The following is a 17,965-nucleotide window of genomic DNA, read 5'->3' as shown; positions in this document are numbered from 1 at the left end:
AAGTACATTAAAATGAACTTGGCCACCAATGTAGAAATCCCCAGTATGATAAACATATTGGCAAATCTCTTGGAGCTTCTAAAACCTTCATGGTTTGTTTTCTTCAGAAAAAATCCAAAAATAAGGAATACAATGGGCAAAATGATCTGTAACATTAGTTTCCTCTCATTCTGTTAAACTCGTTGATCACCTCATGGTGGCTCACCGTCTTATCTTTAAAATACGTTACAAAGTGCTGCTTTTCTTCTTCGGTAGCTCCCAATTGGTTCAGAATATTCAATAAGTGCATTTTCATATGTCCTTTCTGAATTCCTGTGGTTACCAGAGAACGTAAAGCACCAAAGTTTTGTGCAAGGCCAGAAACGGCAAGAATACTCATCAACTCCTGAGCAGAAGGTTTTCCAAGAAGTGCCAGAGAGAATTTTACCAGAGGGTGAAGGTTGGTAAGCCCTCCTACGACTCCTACAGAAATAGGAAGATCAATCCAGAATCTGAAAACTCCGTTATCTGTTGTACAGTGGGTTAAAGATCTGTACTGTCCGTCTCTCGCTGCATACGCATGTGCACAGGCTTCAGTAGCTCTGAAATCATTTCCGGTAGCAATCACAACAGCATCTACTCCGTTCATTACTCCTTTATTATGAGTGGTTGCGCGGTAAGGTTCAATTTCTGCAATGGTAACAGCCTGTTTGAATTTAGCGGCAAATTCTTCAGGAGAAATTCCACTGTCGTCTTTTAAATCTTCCATTTTACATGAAACCTCAGCTCTCACGATACAGTCAGGCGTAAAGTTGGAAAGAATATTCATTACAATTTGTAGTGAATTCTTTTCTTCCTGAGTAAAATCTTCGCTGGTAGCAACTTCCTGCCTCAATGTTTTTCCAAACTGCTCAAGACAAGAATTGATAAAGTTCGCTCCCATTGAATCCACAGTATCAAAGCTTGCTTTAAGCTGGTAATAATTCGGCATTTCTGCTGTTTTATCCACCAGGCTGATATTTAAAATACCTCCACCACGTTTTCTCATGTTGGATGTAATATCTTCCGTTGTTTCGAATAATTTTTTCTTTAAACTGAAATTAAAGAAATGTAATAATTTGTGAGGTTCTACATTAAAAATAAAGTGGGTATGTCCCAACTTTTCTGTATTGATAATGGTTGTTTTAAATCCCCCTTTGTCGATCCAGAATTTGGCAGCTTTGGAAGCAGCAGCTACTACTGAACTTTCTTCAACAGCCATTGGAAGAGCCAATAGTTTTCCATCGATTAAAAAGTTCGGAGCAATTCCGTACGGCATATAAAAATTGGAGATGGTATTTTCAGAAAACTCTTCATGAAGTTTCTGAAGATCTGCATCATCGTTCCAATACTGTTTTAATATATTTTGATATTCCTGGTTTCCTTCAAGATATTCGTTTACGAGCCATTCGATTTTCCCCTGCTTTGGAAGCTTGGAAAAACCTTCGATTGGTTTATGATTCATGATATAAACTTTAATGAGCCGTAAATATAATGATTTTGAGACTCTTTTTTGTTGATAACTTCTATGAAAAAAGATTGACTTTTATCAATTTTGGAACTAAATTTGAACAAAATTAAAATACTTTTTTGATACAAAACAGATCAATTGTTTTAAAATATGAATTTTGACCGACTTAAAGAAAAGCTTGAAATCCTTGCTGATGCAGCGAAATATGATGTTTCCTGTTCATCAAGCGGAGGCACGAGAAAAAATAAAAAAGGAGCTTTAGGAGACAGTTCCGCAAGCGGGATTTGTCATACCTATACAGAAGACGGCAGATGTGTTTCTTTGCTTAAAATTTTATTGACTAATCATTGTATTTATGATTGTGCTTACTGTGTTTCCAGAAGTTCCAATGATATCAAAAGAGCAGCATTTACGGTAGAAGAAGTGGTAGATCTTACCATCAATTTTTATCGAAGGAATTATATTGAAGGGTTATTTCTGAGTTCAGGAATTTTCAAAAACGCTGATACTACGATGGAAAGGCTTGTAAGAGTTGCCAAAAAGTTACGTCTGGAAGAAAACTTTAACGGGTACATTCATTTGAAATCTATTCCCGGGGCAAGTGATGATCTGATGCAGGAAGCTGCGTTGTATGCAGACCGGTTATCCGTAAATATCGAAATTCCTACAGAAAGCGGATTAAAATTGCTGGCCCCTGAAAAAAACAGACAGGATATGATCAGCCCGATGCGGTATATCCAAAAAGGAATTATTCAATATAAGGATGAAAAGAAAGTTCTGAAAAAAGTTCCCAAGTTTGCTCCGGCAGGACAATCTACACAGATGATCGTAGGGGCAACCAATGAAAACGACCTTCAGATCATTAAAGTTGCTGATCATTTTTATAAAAACTTTAATTTGAAAAGAGTCTACTACTCCGGATATGTTCCGGTGTTGGAAGACCAGAGGTTGCCTTCTTTAACGACGGAAGTTCCTATGCTTCGGGAAAACCGTTTGTATCAGTCGGATTGGCTGATGAGATTTTACGGTTTTAAAGCAGAAGAAATTTTAGATCCTCGTGTTCCTTTCCTCGATCTGGAAGTAGATCCGAAATTAAGCTGGGCGTTGCGAAATCTCGATCAGTTTCCCATTAATCTTCAAACTGCAGAATATCAGTTGATTTTAAGAATTCCGGGAATTGGAGTAAAAACGGCTCAGAAAATTGTCAGTGCCAGACGTTTTCAGATTTTAACCATGGATCATTTGAAAAAACTGGGTGCGGCTGTGAATCGGGCAAAATACTTCATTGATTTTAATGCAGGAAATGCTTACCTAAGATATTTAACAGATAAAAACTTCAGAAAGCTGCTGATAGGGGGAAGTTCATCCAAATTCCATAACCAGTTTTCACAACAGCTGACTTTATTTTGATTTTTAAACACAAGTCACACGAATATGTTCACAAATGGCCACTAATTTATTACTTCGATCTAACAGCACATTTGTCATTCTGACGAAGGAAGAATCTCTTCAATTAACCAGATTCTTCATTTCACTTTATTTCATTCAGAATGACAAACACAAATAAATTTTAAATTAAATACATGACAACCCTACTCTACGATGGCAGCTTCGAAGGACTTTTCACTGCGATATTTGAAGTTTTCGAATACCGTTATAAAGATGTAGAGATCACAAGTAGAGAAAGATTTCACCAGGAAAATATTTTTGCGGAGATCCATGAAGTTATTACCCAGACAGAAAAATCTGAAAGAGTACTGAATAAACTGGAACAGAATATCGGAAAACAGGGTGTTTACAAACTTTTAAAAGTTTTTTTATCTGAAGAACCGGAGCTGGAAAACCTCATCTTATCTGCTGTAAAACAGTCTATAAAACATCCGGAAGCTAATATTCTTGAAAATTTTGCTGATTCTGATATTTTGAAAATCTCTAAAATCGGGAAATCCGTAGACAGGGAAAGACATAGAATGACCGCATTTGTCCGCTTTGAAAAAATGCAGGATGGTGTTTTCTTCTCCAAAACAGATCCCGATTTCAATGTTCTTCCTTTAATCAGAAAACATTTTCATGACCGCTATCAGGATCAGAAATGGATGATCTATGATCTTCGAAGAAACTATGGAATTCTGTATGATCTGAACGATTGTGAGTTTTTCTATCCTGATGAAAAAATTGATCTCAATAATTACCAGCAAAAATTCCATGATGATGAAAAAAGCTATCAGGTTCTCTGGCAGAGGTATTTCACAAAAACAAATATTGTGGAAAGAAAAAATATGAAACTCCATATTCAGCATGTTCCGAAAAGATATTGGAAGTATCTGACTGAAAAATGGTAGTCTGAAATTCCATATTGTGGATAACTTTTTATTTCAGCGAAAAAAGAGATAATTTCAAACTCTTTTTTGAAGAAGATCATTTAACCTATTAATTTTGTGGTAGATATAATTCACATTATTTGAAAACTCATATTGTGGATAACTTTTTTCAGTTAACATACCGTTAACATTGAAAATATTTCAAAACAGTTTTTTCCTTAAAAACTAAGCAGATTAAGGCATTTCTAAAAGAATAAGGAATATGAAAATCTTATATAAATAGATGAAAACCTGTTATTTATACAACAAGAATTGAAATCAACATTTCAAATTTGTGGATAACTTTTACTTTTTAATCGTTCGCAATGCTTTTTTGACGATATACTGCGTTTCTTTTGTGGGACTTTCCCGAAGCCATTCGTCACAGATTTCCACTACAAATTCGGGTTGTGATTTGCTGGCATCATTCAGCCAGTTGCCAACGCTGTCTTGTACATATCTGGAGGAATCAGATCGTAAAGATTCCAGTATTTCCAGTCCAAGCCCCGGATTTTGTTTTAAAGTATCAATATGTTCGCACCACACACCTCTAGGCCTTGTGGATTCGCTGGCAAAACGTCTTACGTTCTCATTGTCATGTGTTGTCCACTTTGATAATATAGATAAACTTTCGTCCAGGTTTCTGGAAATATCCGGGCGTACCGCCATCCAGCAGATTTCTCTCACTCCAAAATGAGAGTCAGAAGCAAAATATTGAATTTTATCTAACTTTTCTTTCAATTTTAAATCATGGTTTCGCCCAATGGTATAAGCTGCCCAGCAACGTACCAAATCTGCCGGATGAACAGATAATTTTAATAGAAATTGATCATCTTTATTTTTCACAGCAAGATTAAGAAGCCCAACACCAATTGTTTCATTAATAGTATTGACAGTTTGTTTCTTCAGCTGGTTTACATTTTCTAAAACAGGGATTAGATATTCTTTACGATCATTTTGTAAAAGCAGATTTTCCAGCAACAACCTTTGATCTACAGCCAGCCATTCTGTAAGATTAGCGGTTTCAATTTCTCCTCTGTTCAGCTGTTCCAATATATCTGGTGGAATATCTTTGATGGAGCGGGCTCCTTTTCGTTTTTCTGTCATACTATTTAATGATTATCTTTACAAAAGTCTGAAAGTGGGCGGAGAAAAACAATACCGCATATTTTTCCCCCATAGGGATAAAAAAGTCAATTTATGGAAACAAAGGAAAGAGCTGAAGAAAATAAAATTTGTCCGTTGGAAGTCGCAGTCAATACCATCAGTGGAAAATGGAAAATTCCTATCGTTTGGCAGATTAATGAAGGAAAAAAACGTCCCAGTGAATTTTTGCGTGGTATTGCAAAAGTGGACCGAAGAGTTCTTAATCAGCAACTGAGTGAAATGGTGGAAGATGGTATTTTAACAAAGCAATCTTTTAATGAACTTCCCCCAAGGGTTGAATACACACTTACGGAACTGGGAGAAAAATTAGTAAAAATACTCTGGCAGCTGAATGATTGGGGAAAACTTTTAATTCCGGAAAAAGAAAAGGTGTAAAGGAGGTTTCAAATCTTCATATTTTCAGAATCCTTAATTGCCAGATATCTAAAAAAATGATCTTTGTATCAACTAAAAACGCATGAAAAAAATTATCACAGGAATTACAGCATTTCTCTTTCTCACAGGCTGTACAAAAGAAAAACTGTCAGACCGTTTACTGGCTGAACCAGATCATAACGAACATTTAATTGCTGAAAATTCTCTAAAGATTCATAAGGATAAAAATACCATCCGGGAAAGATTTTCTCCACCGGAAGGATATGAGTGGATTGACGAAAAACCAGATTCTTACGGATATTTTATTGAAAATTTTAAACTGAAACCTTATGACAGTCCAATTTTAAAATATGACGGTACTCCTATTTCTACCCAGCATCTTCATGAAGCCGTTTTTGATATTGATACCGGAAATAAAGATCTCCAGCAATGTGCTGATGCGGCAATCCGAATGAGAGCTGAGTATCTTTATAAGGCAAAAAAATTTGACGAAATCAAGTTTCATTTTACCAGTGGTGATCTTCTCAGCTGGAACGATTATAAAAACGGAACGAGAGCTTTTGTCAGCGGAAATTCGGTCAGCTTTAGAAAAACAGCAGCTTTTGATGATTCTTATGGGAGTTTCAGAAATTACCTGGATCTTATTTTCAATTACGCAGGAACAATTTCTTTAAATAAAGAAACAAAGCCTGTTACAAGAAATTCTGATCTGAAAACGGGAGATATTCTGATCACTCCAGGCAGTCCCGGACATATTGTTTTCATTACCGGAGTTTGCAAAAATCAAAAAGGGAAAAGATTGTATTTATTAAGTGAAGGATTTACCCCAGCTCAATCGGTTCATGTGCTTTCTAATCCGTTTAATCCCTATTTTACGCCCTGGTATGACCTGGATATCGATGCTCAGGAAACAAAAACTGCACGATATTTTTTTAAACCTACAAACTTCAGAAGCTTTTAATAATTTATATTCAAAACTATTGGAAAGTTACTACGATAATCTGAACTTGTTTTTGTAAATTTGTGTTCGAAATTTTTTACTTGATGAAAGAGAGTGCTGTAAAAAAGATTGCAGTTCTTACTTCAGGGGGTGACTCTCCGGGTATGAATGCGGCATTAAGAGCGGTAGTAAGAACCGCCAATTACTATAATATCGAATGCTACGGAGTGAGAGAAGGCTACAACGGCCTTATCAACAATGATTTCCTGAAAATGGGAGCCCGTTCCGTAAAAAATATAATCAACCAGGGTGGAACGATTCTAAAATCTGCCAGATCCGCTGAGTTCAGAACGAAAGAAGGCCGTCAGAAAGCTTATGACAATTGCATAAAGCTTGGAATAGACGGATTGGTTTGTATTGGTGGAGACGGAACTTTCACCGGTGCAAAAATCTTTAATGAAGAATTTGGAATCAGAGTAATCGGTATCCCGGGAACAATCGATAACGATATTTTCGGAACAGATAACACCATCGGATACGATACTGCTTTGAATACTGCAATGGATGCCATTGATAAAATCCGTGACACCGCAACGTCTCACAACAGAGTTTTCTTTGTGGAAGTGATGGGTCGTGATGCAGGTTTTATTGCTTTAAACAGTGGATTGGCAACCGGAGCTCTGGATATTTTAATTCCTGAGAAAAAAGACAGTATTGATGAACTTTTCATAAAATTCAGAAATGCTGAAAAAACAGGAAAATCATCCAGTATTGTAGTGGTAGCAGAAGGTGAAAAATTAGCCAACGTTTACGAACTTGCTGAAAAAACCAAGCAGACATTCCCTGATTATGATATTCGTGTAGCGATTTTGGGACATATGCAGAGAGGAGGTTCTCCAAGCTGTGCAGACAGAGTGTTGGCCAGCAGACTGGGATACGGTGCTGTAACAGGACTCATGGAAGGACAAACCAATGTAATGGCAGGAATGCGTTCCAATGATTTGACGTATACACCGATAGAAGAAGCCATTAAAAAACATAACGAAATCAATAAAGATCTTTTACTGATTTCAGAAATTTTAGCAATCTAATTATTTTTATAATCTAATAAAAACAAACTATTATGTCAACAATTAAAGTAGGTATCAACGGTTTTGGTAGAATTGGACGTCTTGTTTTCAGAGCAATGACTGAAAGAGACAACATTGAAGTTGTAGGAATCAATGACCTAATCAATGCAGAATACATGGCTTACATGTTAAAATATGACTCTGTACACGGTATTTTCCCAGGTGAAGTTTCTGTAGAAGGAAATGATCTTGTAGTAAACGGGAAAAGAATCAGAGTAACTGCTGAAAAAGATCCAAGCAACCTAAAGTGGAATGAAATTGGTGCAGATTACGTAGTAGAATCTACTGGTTTATTCTTAGATAAAGAAAGCGCTGCAAAACATATTACTGCAGGTGCTAAGAAAGTAATCCTTTCTGCTCCTTCTAAAGATGATACTCCAATGTTCGTAATGGGTGTAAACCACAAGGAACTTACTGATGATATCAAAATTTTATCAAACGCTTCTTGTACTACAAACTGTTTAGCTCCTTTAGCTAAAGTAATCCACGATAACTTCGGAATCGTAGAAGGTTTAATGACAACTGTACACGCTACAACAGCTACTCAGAAAACTGTTGACGGTCCTTCAATGAAAGACTGGAGAGGTGGTAGAGCTGCTCTAAACAACATCATCCCTTCTTCTACAGGTGCTGCTAAAGCGGTAGGAAAAGTAATCCCTTCACTAAACGGAAAATTAACAGGTATGTCTTTCAGAGTACCAACTGTTGACGTTTCTGTAGTAGATTTAACTGTGAGAATTGAAAAGGCTGCTTCTTATGAAGAAATCTGTTCAGTAATCAAAGCTGCTTCTGAAGGTGAATTGAAAGGTATCCTAGGATATACTGAAGAGGCTGTAGTATCTCAGGACTTCGTAGGAGATAAGAGAACATCTATCTTCGACAAAGATGCTGGTATCATGCTTTCTCCTAACTTCGTGAAACTTGTTTCTTGGTATGACAACGAAATGGGTTACTCAAACAAGTTAGTAGATATGCTTGTACACGCTGCTTCTTTATAATAAACGATAAGCAATTAGTAATATAAAACCTTCCCGATGGGAAGGTTTCTTTTTATTAGGTATTAACTTTTATAAAATTTAAAATATTTTATACCCAAAGCCAGCACCTAGCCAAGGTTTTTTATTATGGTTCCACATGGAAGCATCCTTTCCGATAGCATAATCAACGCCTAAAAATACTCCGATGTTGATACTATTATACATAAAAGTAATTCCCAAAGCAACGGATCCTAGTCCCTTAGTAATTTCAGTATCATCTGTAATCGGTCGATCCGCAAGGTTTGTATTTGATTTATTAAGCTTAACAGAAGATGCTCCTACCAACAATCCTCCGGTAATCCGCCATGTATTCTCTTTGGTTTCAATTTCGTCCTTGTAGAAAAATGTTGTTCCTCCATATGAATATATACCCCAGAATAGATTACCATTAATTCCTGTCGAAAACTCTTCATCAAGTCCATTCTTACCTCTAAATCGATATTTAATAGGTATTGTTAAAGCATTCAAGGTCATAGAAGTAAAGTATAAAACAGGGCTCTTTCTGTTTTGCAATTCATAAAAATAGACTGGGCTACTCTTTCCATCTTTCAACAGCAGATTAACAAGCAATTTATTCTTCTCAACTTTCACATTTCCACATTCCATACTTCCTATATTTGCATCGACAACCTCATCAACCTGATACTCCCGAAAGAATTTTTCATCAATAGTAATCTCTCTTATCACTTTTATTTCTTTTCCGTCAATAATAACTTTATCTTCAACAGATATTTTATCTCCGAACTTATATTTTTCTTTTATTTTGCGTTTTTCTTCCTCAGATAAACTTTCAAAACTCGTTTTTATATTCTTTTTTAGAGTATAATCACCTAATTTATCATAGATGCGATATCTTACATTAAAATTTTCTTGTCCAAAAACCATTCCCACATACCCAAGCAGAAATAGTAGTAATAAATAAGTTTTCATGGTTATTAGTTTTGTTTTACACAAAGTTTCAAATTATATAAACACAAGTAAATTACCCGTTTGTGGTATTTTTCCAGAAAGTTTTTCCTGGATAGCTGATAAATCTCACCGGAAAACTTCAGCATAAAACTTGTACTTTTATAGGTAAAGGAATGAACATGATACAACCTCGATTTAAAGATGCTCCTCACTTCAGAAACTTTTGGGAAAGTGGGAATGGAAAACTCCTTATTGAATTTTCCGGAGCAGAGGTGAATTTTGAAAAATTTGAAAAATTTGCTCCCTATTTTCATCATGTAGATGAAATCGGTGATGAAGTGGTAAAAGAGGTTTATTTCACTAAAAAATTTCATGAGGCTTCCAGGGAAATTGAACAGTATATCAGAAATGGGGTTTCGGAAACAGAGGCAGTTCCTGAAAGTGTAAAAAAGCTTTTCACCCAAACTCAAAAAGTTCCCGAATGGCTGGATTATAACCTTCTCAAAAGTGGTGCTGAACTGTGTATGAGAAGCAACCTTGATTCTTTGATCTCCCTGAGGGATTATTGTCTGATTGGCGGTTACGACTACGCCTATCTCAACAAGCCACTGATTGTCACAGAAGCATTGAAAAAAGGTGCTGTAAAGCGTCTTTCGGAAACATTGGATTTCTGGGTGAATGCTACCCGCTATAATGCACTGGAAATTCATGCAAAAGGATATGAATTTGCTATAAAAACCCGTTTGATCCATTCTTACGCAAGACTTTCCATTAAGAAACATTATAAAGACTGGGATACTGAAAACTGGGGAGAGCCTATCAATTCGTGGGATATGATGGCAACCTATATCGGATTCAGTCTGGTATTCCTTCATAGTCTTAAAAAATTAGGAAATAGCTTTTCTGTTGAAGAGGAACAGGGAATTTTTCATCTCTGGAAATATGTAGGTTATCTTTTGGGAATTCCGGAGCAGCTTCTTCCTGATGATAAAAAACAGGCAACAGAATATTTCTATTTATGGACTTCTGTTCAGCCCCCTTCGGATAAAGATTCTGTTCTTCTTGCTCATTCTCTGCTGGATGAATCATTGGAAAACCCTATTTTAAAATATGAATTTCAAAGAAAAAATTTGAAATATCTACATGTCTGCTGTACCTGGTTTTTGTTGGATGACGAAGTGTGTAAAAGATTACAAATTCCGGAAGTTCCTTACAGAAATCTGTTTCCAAAATCTAAGATACTTTTCAACAAAATTTATGATCAGCTTGTCAGCCGGAAATCGAGAATACAAAGAGGAAACAAGGATCAGATGAAAGTACTGGAAGATTATCTTGCCATCACTAAAAACTCAAATTTTCATTAAAAGTAATTGTTGGAAGGCGCAAAGATTTCAAGACATTGCAAAAGTTTTTTAGGACGCAAGAAAATCGAAGATTTTCAGCAGGGGAATTATATAATTTCAGGTAAAATTCTTGCAATCAACCAGACGATACAGGTTTAATAGCATATGCGTTATCTGCAAAATCAGCGTGAGGTAAAAAATACATACACTACTCAATTTTATAGGAGATAAAATCTTTGCGCCTTAAAGCATAATCTATATTAAAAGAATTACGCCTTTGCGATATCAAAAAAAAACTCATTTTACTAAAGTAAAAAACATTAAAAAAAACTTTAGATAACACATCCTCCATCTGCTTCGTAATGAATAAGATCAGCCATAAAATTTTATCATTTTTTAACTCTAAAAACAGCTTTAGGAAATAAAATATATTAGCTTTTAATATTTAAATTATGTATTTTTGAGAAATTATATTAATAGAGATGAGTAACATTGATGATAAGAAAAAAGCACTCGCTTTAGTGCTTGACAAGCTAGATAAAACATATGGAAAGGGAACAGTAATGACTTTAGGTGATGAATCTATCGACAATACCATAGAAGTAATTCCTTCCGGTTCTTTAGGATTAGATATTGCACTAGGTATAGGTGGATATCCAAAAGGAAGAATCATTGAAATATATGGTCCTGAATCTTCAGGTAAAACAACATTAACCCTTCATGCTATTGCTGAAGCTCAAAAAGCTGGTGGTATTGCTGCATTCATTGATGCAGAGCATGCTTTCGACAGAACTTATGCTGCGAAATTAGGAATTGATCTTGAAAACCTGATCATTTCTCAACCAGACAACGGTGAGCAGGCGTTGGAAATTGCAGATAACTTAATCCGTTCAGGAGCTATTGATATCGTTGTCATTGACTCTGTTGCCGCTCTTACACCAAAAGCAGAGATTGAAGGTGAAATGGGAGATTCCAAAATGGGTCTTCATGCGAGATTAATGTCTCAGGCATTAAGAAAGCTTACAGCTACTATTTCAAGAACAAAATGTACTGTGATTTTCATCAACCAGTTGAGAGAAAAAATTGGTGTAATGTTTGGAAACCCTGAAACTACTACCGGAGGTAACGCTCTTAAGTTTTATGCTTCTGTAAGAATTGATATCAGAAAAGCAAGCGCACCTATCAAGCAAGGTGACGAAGCTATTGGTAGCCGTGTGAAAGTGAAGATTGTGAAAAACAAAGTAGCACCTCCTTTCAAGCAGGCAGAATTCGATATCATGTATGGTGAAGGAGTTTCTAAAGTAGGAGAAATTCTTGATACTGCAGTAGATATGGGAATTGTGAAGAAAAGTGGATCTTGGTTCAGCTACGAAGAGACTAAATTGGGTCAGGGACGTGATGCTGTAAAAGATGTTTTAAGAGATAACCCGGATCTTGCTGAAGAATTGGAAGGTAAGATCAAAGAAGAAATGAAAAACAAATAGTTTTTCAGAACAATATAGAAAAGGCAGTCTTCGGATTGCCTTTTTTGTTATTTTTAATTCATACAAAGAATAAATTACAAATGACTAATGACCAATTAATTGATTACTTATTAAACAAAACAATTCCATCAGATTTAACAACCCAAGAAGAATCTTATATTGTAAGTGAAATTTTTAAGAATTGCTGGGACAATACCCCTGAAAATTTATACAGATATAGGGCATGTAATGAATATAGCTTTGATGCATTAGAAAATGACAAGTTTTTACTAACTAAACCGACAATGTTTAATGATCCTTATGACTCATTATTATTTGTTGACAAACAAGCATTAATAGATATTATAACTAATTCTGAAAATAAAGATTCAAGTTTAATCGATAGACTAAATAATGACTTAGAATTCAGAAACTCACAAATAGAATTATTAGGACAAGAGTTTGTAAGTTATCATTTACAAAGTCCAGGATTTAAAGACTCAGAAGAAGAGGCTTTTTTTAATGAGTTATCTGATAAAATACATACCAAACTCATAGATAATATAACGGAAGAATCAATAAAAAGTTTAAAACAATCCTCATTGGTTGGCTGCTTAACCGAGAATATAAACTCTGTATTAATGTGGTCACATTATGCACAAAATCATCAAGGATTTGCTTTAAATTATAATTTTAAAGCAAGATACTCTATTGAAACAGGAATACCAAACGTAAAAGCAACTGAATTTGCCGATAAAAAATTATTTCCTGTAAAGTATATAGATGAACGATATGATGCTACATCTTACTTGGAATTTAATTTTTTATATAATATACATTTACAACTAGGTATTAAATTTAATCAACCATTCTTCGATAAACTTTTTTATTATAAATATTTATTATTTAAATCAACAGATTGGTCTTATGAAAAAGAATGGAGAATAATAAAACAAACTAATCTTAACTATGATGATGGCAAATCAAACTTTGGCTTTATAGAAAATATTTGCCCTCAAGAAATTTATTTAGGTGCACATATAACAGAAGAAAATAAAGAAAAGTTATTAGTAATTGCTAAGTCAAAAAAAATTGATGTTTTTCAAATGAAAATAGATTATTTTTCAAAATATTATAAATTAAGTAAGGATAAAATTATCTTTGATTAATAAAAAATCTACGAGAATTTTATAATAAAAAAGGGATCTGAATATTCAGATCCCTTTTTTATACAGTTATTATTTTCTAAAAATTATTCAGCAATTTTACCTTGCAATTGAAGTGCTCCGGTCACTTTCATTCCTTTTGTTGGAGTTTCAAATCTCATATTCTCTTTATTCACAAAAGCATCAATGGTGAAGAAATCTTCATTCTCTTCATTGGTGATCAGCTTCAGCTTCAGAATATATCCTTTAACACTTCCATCTTCAAGCAATTCTGTTTCCTTAAAATCTACAACCTGCCCAATAAAGTCAAAACATGCATAGTTAGGAAGATCCTGGCTTGGTGCATACGTTGTGAAATCCTCACTCATTTTAGTACCATCTGGTAAATCAATATTGGTGTGAACATCAAGAATAAACACAATTCCGCTGACATTTACTTTCAGATGTGGTTGTGTCATGTATGTATTTTTATTTTCAGCATAATCTGTTGCAAAGAACCAAACTGCAAAAGTTTCTCTAGTAGGTCCTGCTACAATCGCCTGTAAATTCAGTGCATTTTCCCATTCCCTGATAGATCTCGTTTCAAAATCCAACGTATAATCCGTTGTTACTTCCGGAATGATAATGCTTAATTCCTCCGTTAAAGTAGTTTTAAATGTTACCCCTTCAAATTCTGTTTTGCTCTTAATATCCACTGATGGATCAGAAGATTCAGACTGTGTCAGAATAGCATTAAGATACTGACCGTAATCTTTAGTCTGGAAATTCTGATGACCAAAAATCCCACTCCATGTATTCATCATGTTATGAACATTCGATTTTCTGATGATGATTCCTGCTTCATTCGTCATTTCAGGAGCTGCAATTCCTTCTGTATTCTGGAAATAATTTTGCCCCTCAATCAACTGATGATTCATGATTGCATTATTTTCTTCATGAGAAAACTCTGCAAAACCTTTATAAGTAATATTTTGGTTTTCGAAAATATAAGGCAACCCTGTTTTCTTCTTTTCATCACCAGCAAAGTGATAAGCAAGTGAAATCCCCTTGAATTCTCCTTCCTGAATTGCCGGAGTGTGGTTACCGTTATGATCAAACTGAGAATGATACAGGATCACATAAGATTTAATCTTACCTTCCTGAAGTTCACTTTCGAACTTTTCTTCCATTTTTGCAATCGCCTGTTGTGGAGAAAGTGCATAAGCATCTTCAGTTACCATATACGCAAAGCCTTCTACCTTGCCATTCTCTTTTTCAAAAGCAGAAAGAGGCGTATACTCACCTCTTAACTGAAGAGCTATAGAATACACGATATAATCATTATAAATCCTGATTTTTTCATATTCTTCATTTACTTTCGGCTCTTCTACCGGCTGCGAAGGGATTTCCGGTATTGTTTCCACAACTTCTTCCATCACTTCCTCTACTACTTTTTCTTCCGGCATTTCCATTTCCTGAACCGGAATACTTACATTTTCCTGACTGTTATTTTTCTTCTTAAAAAAATCAAAGATTCCCATACTGTTATTTATAATTGGCGGTAAATATAATAAAAGTGCTCAACAGACCCAACATAAAAAAAATGCCATTGTGTCAGTTTCTTCTTCATTGCTTTTATAATAAAAAATTCCGGCGGAGCCAAAGGCTCCGCCGGAATTTTTTATTAATTAGGTTTATCATCTGTCAACTCAAATCCCCAATCTTTTCCTTTTTGGGTAGCTGGGATACCTTTTGTCATCCAGACCGGAGCTTTTGCCCCTTTAAGGTAATAATCAAAAAACTGCTGTTCGCGGATTTGAATATCTTTCCTGTTCTGACGTTTAATAAGGTTATGATCATCACCATTATAATTCAGTAGCCATACTGGTTTCCCGAGACGGCGCAATGCGGTAAACATTTCGATTCCCTGATACCAAGGCACTGCTCCATCTTTATCATTACTCATAATAACTACCGGAGTTTTCACCTGATTAATTGCAAAGAGCGGTGAGTTTTTAATATAAAGATCCGGAGCTTCCCATAAATTCTTTCCTAGTCTGCTCTGCGATTTTTCATACTGGAATTGTCTGTTCATTCCGGAAGTCCATCGGATTCCCCCATAGGCAGAAGTCATGTTGACAACAGGAGCACCACTCCATGCTGCTGCATACATATTGGTATGAGCAATAAGATACGCTACCTGATAACCTCCCCAGCTTTGTCCCTGTATTCCTATTTTAGCACCATCTACCCAGGAATTTTGCTTTAGCTTTTCAACTCCTGAATTAATATATTCCATAGCAGATTCTCCAGGAAAACCATCTGTATATGAAATATCAGGCGTGAAAACCAGATATCCGTTGCTCACAAAATAAGAAATATTCAATCTTGAAGGTGTTGGAGCTGGTGCAACATAGCGGTTCAGATTGTCTGAAAGTTTTTCATAGAAATAAACAATCATCGGATATTTTTTATTCGGGTCGAAATTTTCCGGTTTGTATAAAACTCCTGTGGAAGTATTCCCTTTTGGGGTTGTCCAGTTTACCAGTTCATCCGTTCCCCAGTTATATTGATTTTGCTGAGGATTGGTGTTGCTCAGTTTTTGCTGATGTGAGAAATCTGATGTTGCAAAAATATTGGGAGAATCTGTGTACGATTCTTTTACCAAAATATATTCCTCAGCATTTTTTGCTTTTTGAAGATTTCTGTAACCCCAGACATTTTCCATCTGAATTTTTACAGGATCAGAATTCTTCTGAATGGATGTTTTAAAAATCCCGTTTGCCTTGGTTGTATTATCAAACGCTGATAAATAAATAGTTGATTTACGGTTTAAGCTTTTAATATCTTTATCTAAATCGTAAGTATCGAATGTTATTTTATTCTTACGTCCAAATCCATTGGTGATGTTTCTTGGCTTTTTTGAACCGTCAAGGAAAAACTCCCAAAGATCATAACGGTCTCTGATAATTACAGATTCATCATTATCTGTCCAGGATGCAATACCATAAGAATTTGGAAAATCCGGCATATCAAATTCCTCATCAACGAAGGAAACAGGTAAGCTGGTATTTAATGGAAGGGGTTGTTTTGTTTTTACATTATAACTCAGCCACTTTCCTTTTTCTCTGTCAAAGATTACGACAAATTTACCAAGCGGAGATACAGCTGCTGCTCCATTCAGATTTTGAATAATTTCAGTTCTGTCTCCTGTTTTATTATCAATCAGGAAATACGTTTTCTTTGTTGCGCCTTCCCATTGTGAAGAAATACGGTTGCTGATACTGGTAATTCCCAATTCGAATTCTGCATTTCCTTCATTCACCAATCGTAAAGTATCTAAATCTTCTCCATCAATATTTCTGAAGAAATCCGGTTTTTCTGTTTGCATTACTGCAGCATATGATTTCTTCAGATCATTTTTCAATTCTTTTAGCTGTACCGTTTGCAGATAGTCATCTCTATAATTCCAGACATCTACTACAGCATGGTCATTCGCAATCATTGCCGTATCTTTTGCAACAGGTTTTGGAGCAACACCAAAGTACAGCTGTTTTCCATTTTTACTGAACAGAGGTAATCGGTTTTCAGAAATCACCCAATTCTTTTTCATCTGAGCATTCTCATTGGTAACAATTTCTTTTTTGTTTCCTTTAAAATTAAAGTAATACAGCTGATATAATTTCACCAGATCATTCTGTGCAGAAGAAGTTCCCACATAGGCCAGTTGATTTCCTTCTTCATCAAAAGATAACTGGGAAAAATCACCTTCCATTTCAGAAATTTTATTTACACTTCCTTTTTGCAGATCTACCACCTGAACAGTTTGCAATGCATATTTCTTCGGCTTTGACTTGTCCGTATCTTTTTTATCTGCGGATTTTTCATCCGTTGATTCTTTTCCTTCTTTTTTATCCTTTTTTTCGTCTGGCTTTTTTGTCACAAAAACAAGCTGTTTCCCATTTTTACTGAACTCGTAGCGTACTACATTATCATATGTTGTACTTTTTCCATCCAATAGATTTCGCACTACCAACTGTAATGGTTTTACATTTTTATCTTCGTCTTTATTTTCATCTCCATCTTCTTTATCTGGAGCATCATCTGAAGATTTATCTTTTGTATTTTCCAGAAGATAAGCAACGTAAGAACCTGCCTTTTCAGGAATTTTAAAAGATTTTACATTAGGAATTTTCTCCGTTTTATCATTGAAAAAATCAACAATGGTAAGGCTGTCTTTCGTTAATTTATTTTTCTTCAGTTTTTTATCTTTTACCGCTTTTATATCTTTATACTGGGGACGGATTTGAAAAACAGCAAACCTGGAATCATTTGTAAAATCCACTTTTGTGGCTCTTGCAAACTTCTTTGAGGTTTTATTTTTAACGGAATATAAAGAAAGGTTAGAATTTCCTTCCTGAGCATCCACAGAGTAAGCAACCCATTTTCCATCATTTGAGATTTTTCTCGAGCCAATATTTTGCCAGCTGTCATAAACAGAATGGTCTAAAGGCTTTTTCTGCGCATACATCCAGGAGGTTATGATGAGCAGAATAAAAACTGTACATTTCAACTTCATATTTAAAATATTTTAAGAATTAAAAATA

General features: G+C 35.1%; 14 protein-coding genes. 9 read left to right on the top strand and 5 right to left on the bottom strand.

The features are described from left to right. Positions 1-154: 154 nt before the first annotated feature. Positions 155-1,483 carry a hydroxymethylglutaryl-CoA reductase, degradative gene (locus REB14_RS05945; RefSeq protein WP_079243144.1) on the bottom strand — a complete coding sequence of 443 codons (1,329 nt, stop codon included), beginning with the start codon at positions 1,481-1,483 and terminating at the stop codon, positions 155-157. Between the two features lie 156 nt (positions 1,484-1,639). Here REB14_RS05945 and REB14_RS05940 point away from each other — a divergent pair, with 156 nt between their 5' ends. Together REB14_RS05940 and REB14_RS05935 are read left to right on the top strand one after the other, a co-directional pair. Then, positions 1,640-2,899, top strand: coding sequence for a putative DNA modification/repair radical SAM protein (locus REB14_RS05940; protein ID WP_079243145.1), 1,260 nt, complete (start codon positions 1,640-1,642; stop codon positions 2,897-2,899). A 173-nt stretch (positions 2,900-3,072) separates the two neighbouring features. Continuing rightward, positions 3,073-3,831: a TIGR03915 family putative DNA repair protein gene (locus tag REB14_RS05935; RefSeq protein ID WP_079243146.1), complete on the top strand. Its 759-nt coding sequence runs from the start codon at positions 3,073-3,075 to the stop codon at positions 3,829-3,831. A 324-nt stretch (positions 3,832-4,155) separates the two neighbouring features. On the opposite strand, the gene REB14_RS05930 is transcribed toward REB14_RS05935, so the two are convergent. Beyond that, a complete protein-coding gene (locus REB14_RS05930; protein ID WP_309521751.1) occupies positions 4,156-4,956 on the bottom strand; it encodes a DNA alkylation repair protein in 801 nt (266 codons plus the stop codon). Positions 4,957-5,049: 93 nt separating this feature from the next. Here REB14_RS05930 and REB14_RS05925 point away from each other — a divergent pair, with 93 nt between their 5' ends. The 4 genes from REB14_RS05925 (at position 5,050) to gap (ending at position 8,459) form a co-directional block, all read left to right on the top strand. Beyond that, positions 5,050-5,391 (top strand): winged helix-turn-helix transcriptional regulator, encoded by a 342-nt coding sequence (locus REB14_RS05925; RefSeq protein ID WP_079243148.1) that lies wholly within the window; start codon positions 5,050-5,052, stop codon positions 5,389-5,391. 82 nt (positions 5,392-5,473) lie between these two features. Next, positions 5,474-6,352, top strand: coding sequence for a DUF4846 domain-containing protein (locus tag REB14_RS05920; protein ID WP_309521750.1), 879 nt, complete (start codon positions 5,474-5,476; stop codon positions 6,350-6,352). Between the two features lie 83 nt (positions 6,353-6,435). Then, positions 6,436-7,422, top strand: coding sequence for a 6-phosphofructokinase (gene pfkA, locus REB14_RS05915; RefSeq protein ID WP_309521749.1), 987 nt, complete (start codon positions 6,436-6,438; stop codon positions 7,420-7,422). A 32-nt stretch (positions 7,423-7,454) separates the two neighbouring features. Next, entirely contained in the window at positions 7,455-8,459 is a 1,005-nt protein-coding gene (gene gap / locus REB14_RS05910; RefSeq protein ID WP_034694859.1) for a type I glyceraldehyde-3-phosphate dehydrogenase, read from the top strand. A gap of 78 nt (positions 8,460-8,537) precedes the next feature. On the opposite strand, the gene REB14_RS05905 is transcribed toward gap, so the two are convergent. Next, positions 8,538-9,428, bottom strand: a complete 891-nt coding sequence (locus REB14_RS05905) for a hypothetical protein (protein WP_309521748.1) — start codon at positions 9,426-9,428, stop codon at positions 8,538-8,540. A gap of 158 nt (positions 9,429-9,586) precedes the next feature. Between REB14_RS05905 and REB14_RS05900 the strand changes: the two genes are divergently transcribed. From REB14_RS05900 to REB14_RS05890, 3 genes are all read left to right on the top strand, one after another. Further along, entirely contained in the window at positions 9,587-10,771 is a 1,185-nt protein-coding gene (locus tag REB14_RS05900; protein WP_309521747.1) for an oxygenase MpaB family protein, read from the top strand. A gap of 461 nt (positions 10,772-11,232) precedes the next feature. Then, positions 11,233-12,234, top strand: a complete 1,002-nt coding sequence (recA, locus tag REB14_RS05895; RefSeq protein WP_034694853.1) for a recombinase RecA — start codon at positions 11,233-11,235, stop codon at positions 12,232-12,234. Positions 12,235-12,314: 80 nt separating this feature from the next. Beyond that, positions 12,315-13,382, top strand: a complete 1,068-nt coding sequence (locus REB14_RS05890; RefSeq protein WP_309521746.1) for a DUF2971 domain-containing protein — start codon at positions 12,315-12,317, stop codon at positions 13,380-13,382. Positions 13,383-13,465: 83 nt separating this feature from the next. Here the strand turns inward: REB14_RS05890 and REB14_RS05885 are convergent, their stop codons facing one another. Further along, complete coding sequence (locus REB14_RS05885; protein ID WP_309521745.1) at positions 13,466-14,899, bottom strand: hypothetical protein; 1,434 nt, start codon at positions 14,897-14,899, stop codon at positions 13,466-13,468. Between the two features lie 143 nt (positions 14,900-15,042). Continuing rightward, on the bottom strand, positions 15,043-17,937 hold the full coding sequence (locus tag REB14_RS05880) for an alpha/beta hydrolase family protein (RefSeq protein WP_309521744.1): 2,895 nt from the start codon (positions 17,935-17,937) through the stop codon (positions 15,043-15,045). Positions 17,938-17,965: the final 28 nt, after the last annotated feature.

It is taken from the genome of Chryseobacterium metallicongregator (genome assembly GCF_031324065.1).
In the GTDB taxonomy this organism is placed as follows: domain Bacteria; phylum Bacteroidota; class Bacteroidia; order Flavobacteriales; family Weeksellaceae; genus Chryseobacterium; species Chryseobacterium metallicongregator.
The sequence above is the reverse complement of the archived record's forward strand: the minus strand, read 5'-3'. Positions and strand labels throughout refer to the sequence as shown.

Excerpts from the sequence above, each read along its gene's own strand:
- REB14_RS05945 (WP_079243144.1), bottom strand. The coding sequence starts at position 1,483 with ATGAATCATAAACCAATCGAAGGTTTTTCCAAGCTTCCAAAGCAGGGG.
- REB14_RS05930 (WP_309521751.1), bottom strand. The coding sequence starts at position 4,956 with ATGACAGAAAAACGAAAAGGAGCCCGCTCCATCAAAGATATTCCACCA.
- REB14_RS05940 (WP_079243145.1), top strand. The coding sequence starts at position 1,640 with ATGAATTTTGACCGACTTAAAGAAAAGCTTGAAATCCTTGCTGATGCA.
- REB14_RS05905 (WP_309521748.1), bottom strand. The coding sequence starts at position 9,428 with ATGAAAACTTATTTATTACTACTATTTCTGCTTGGGTATGTGGGAATG.
- REB14_RS05885 (WP_309521745.1), bottom strand. The coding sequence starts at position 14,899 with ATGGGAATCTTTGATTTTTTTAAGAAGAAAAATAACAGTCAGGAAAAT.
- REB14_RS05890 (WP_309521746.1), top strand. The coding sequence starts at position 12,315 with ATGACTAATGACCAATTAATTGATTACTTATTAAACAAAACAATTCCA.
- REB14_RS05925 (WP_079243148.1), top strand. The coding sequence starts at position 5,050 with ATGGAAACAAAGGAAAGAGCTGAAGAAAATAAAATTTGTCCGTTGGAA.
- pfkA (WP_309521749.1), top strand. The coding sequence starts at position 6,436 with ATGAAAGAGAGTGCTGTAAAAAAGATTGCAGTTCTTACTTCAGGGGGT.
- REB14_RS05920 (WP_309521750.1), top strand. The coding sequence starts at position 5,474 with ATGAAAAAAATTATCACAGGAATTACAGCATTTCTCTTTCTCACAGGC.
- REB14_RS05900 (WP_309521747.1), top strand. The coding sequence starts at position 9,587 with ATGATACAACCTCGATTTAAAGATGCTCCTCACTTCAGAAACTTTTGG.
- gap (WP_034694859.1), top strand. The coding sequence starts at position 7,455 with ATGTCAACAATTAAAGTAGGTATCAACGGTTTTGGTAGAATTGGACGT.
- recA (WP_034694853.1), top strand. The coding sequence starts at position 11,233 with ATGAGTAACATTGATGATAAGAAAAAAGCACTCGCTTTAGTGCTTGAC.
- REB14_RS05880 (WP_309521744.1), bottom strand. The coding sequence starts at position 17,937 with ATGAAGTTGAAATGTACAGTTTTTATTCTGCTCATCATAACCTCCTGG.
- REB14_RS05935 (WP_079243146.1), top strand. The coding sequence starts at position 3,073 with ATGACAACCCTACTCTACGATGGCAGCTTCGAAGGACTTTTCACTGCG.